The following is a 1,979-nucleotide window of genomic DNA, read 5'->3' as shown; positions in this document are numbered from 1 at the left end:
GATTGTACTGTGTGGATGTAAAGGATCTCCCATCAGCAAGAGGTCAGGGTGAACCACTATCTGCAAAGGCAAATCTTCAGGCTGGAGAAAATGCTGTTCATGTTGTAATTCCAAAGAAGGATTCTTCTTATCTGATAGCTTCAGACAAAGGTTATGGCTTTATAACATCAGGTGAGAATCTTCAGACAAGAAACAAGGCAGGTAAGGCTTTAATCAGCATTGATGAAGATGCAAACATGCTAAATCCAATTGAGATCACTGATAAGGAAAATGATCTGATTGCTGTTGCAAGCCAGTCTGGAAGACTTTTAATTTACAAGTTATCTGAATTACCTTCTCTAAATTCAGGTAAGGGTAACAAGTTAATCGGAATTTCAGGCGCTAAGCTTGCTATTGGATCTGATGGTATTGCATCAATTGCAATATTAAAACAGGATGCAGCACTTATTATTCATTGTGGTAAACGTTTCTTGAATCTGTCATCAAGTGAAATTGCTGAAAGAATAAGTTCTCGTTCTAAGAGCGGTGATCTGCTTCCAAGAGGCTTCCAGAAGATTGATTCTCTTGAAGTCGTACTTCCAAAGAATGGTGAAGAAATAAAGCTTGAAGAAATGGAGTTTGTGCTTGAATAAGTAGAAACTTAATGAAGATAAAGAGGACAGTAAACAAAATCTACTGTCCTTTTTTTGTTTAGAATACCATCCAGTACTGGCCGAATATCATTAAGAATATTCTATCAAGGCCAAAAATAACTAGCATCAGAATCATAAGAGAGATATCTATCATTCCGATTGGTGGAATAATCTTTTGGATAGGGGATACTAGGGGATTTGTTATCTGTGAGAAATAATAACTCCACTCCCTTGTTGATGGTAACCATGATGTCAGTGCCTGAGCTAACAGCAAGAATAAAACCATATAGCCAAAGCTTTTGATAGTGCAGATAGTCCCTAAGTATAAAGTTACCCAAAGTCCCTGTGATGCTGGTATGTTTGGTAGAAATGTGAATACTACCAGAGCACAACCAAAAAGAGCGATTACAAAAGCAACAAGGACACCGGTAAAATAGAAACCACCAATACTCTTGTTTCTGAATGGAATTACTCTTATAAGAGGCTCAGTCAGTCTGACTACAGCCTGAGTAACCTTATGGTAATAGTCAACAGATGAAGACTGCATGAGAGCGCGTAGTTCAAATAGAATTACAACAGCCTCAATCACCATAAAAACGAAATATAGTGTATTCAAACTATTTCCTCTTAAAACATTGATTCAAATTCATAGGTTCTATCAAGACTTGCATTGATAGTGTTTTCCATGATCTTTTCAAAATTACCTTCAGTCATTTTGCAAAGACCTGCAAAGGTGGTACCACCCTTAGATGTAACTGCCTCTCTTAATGAAGCAATTGTTGCATCCTGATTTTGAATAACCATTGATGCAGAGCCAAAAACGGTCTGCTCAACCATTTTTCTTGCATCTTCTGCCTTAATGCCGTGACGTACAGCCTCTGCAACAAGTGATTCCATGAAACGATAAACGAATGCTGGACCACAGCCACATACAGCACCAATAACATTAAGATTGTTCTCGTCACCTTCAATGCACTGACCCATATTTGACAGATACTGTTTTACAGTTGCCTTATCATCGTCGCTTACAGCACTGTCATATGCAACAGCAATAGTACCTAAACCTATTTTGCAAGGTGTATTTGGCATGATACGGATGATTCTGTTTGTGCCAAGCTTGCTGCTTATAGATGATAATTTGAAACCTGCTGCCATTGAAACAAAAAGCTTGTTTTTTAGTTCATCTTTAATTGTGGCAAGCTGCTCTAGAACAGATGTTAATATCTGTGGTTTTACACCAAGAAAAATGATGTCAGCTCTCTTTGCTGCTTCAATATTATCAGAGGTAATTACAGAGCCTTGTGCTTTGAATTTTTCAAGCTTTTCAAGATGAGGTCCGCTTACAGT

General features: G+C 37.8%; 3 protein-coding genes. 1 reads left to right on the top strand and 2 read right to left on the bottom strand.

Going from position 1 to position 1,979, the window contains the following annotated elements; translation table 11 throughout:
• Positions 1-632, top strand: a 632-nt coding sequence (locus tag ACJML3_RS07245) for a DNA gyrase C-terminal beta-propeller domain-containing protein (RefSeq protein ID WP_406021937.1), incomplete at its 5' end; no start/stop codon positions are given.
• 58 nt (positions 633-690) lie between these two features.
• Here ACJML3_RS07245 and ACJML3_RS07240 read toward each other — a convergent pair.
• Together ACJML3_RS07240 and proC are read right to left on the bottom strand one after the other, a co-directional pair.
• The gene (locus ACJML3_RS07240; protein ID WP_406021935.1) at positions 691-1,248 is read right to left on the bottom strand and encodes a YggT family protein; all 558 of its coding nucleotides are present in this window, start codon (positions 1,246-1,248) and stop codon (positions 691-693) included.
• A gap of 11 nt (positions 1,249-1,259) precedes the next feature.
• The coding region (gene proC / locus ACJML3_RS07235) for a pyrroline-5-carboxylate reductase (protein WP_406021933.1) at positions 1,260-1,979 on the bottom strand (720 nt) is incomplete at its 5' end.

This window comes from Succinivibrio sp., assembly GCF_045124615.1.
GTDB classification, from domain to species: domain Bacteria; phylum Pseudomonadota; class Gammaproteobacteria; order Enterobacterales; family Succinivibrionaceae; genus Succinivibrio; species Succinivibrio faecicola.
Note: the sequence above shows the minus strand (reverse complement) of the source record. Positions and strands in the feature narration are given on the sequence as shown.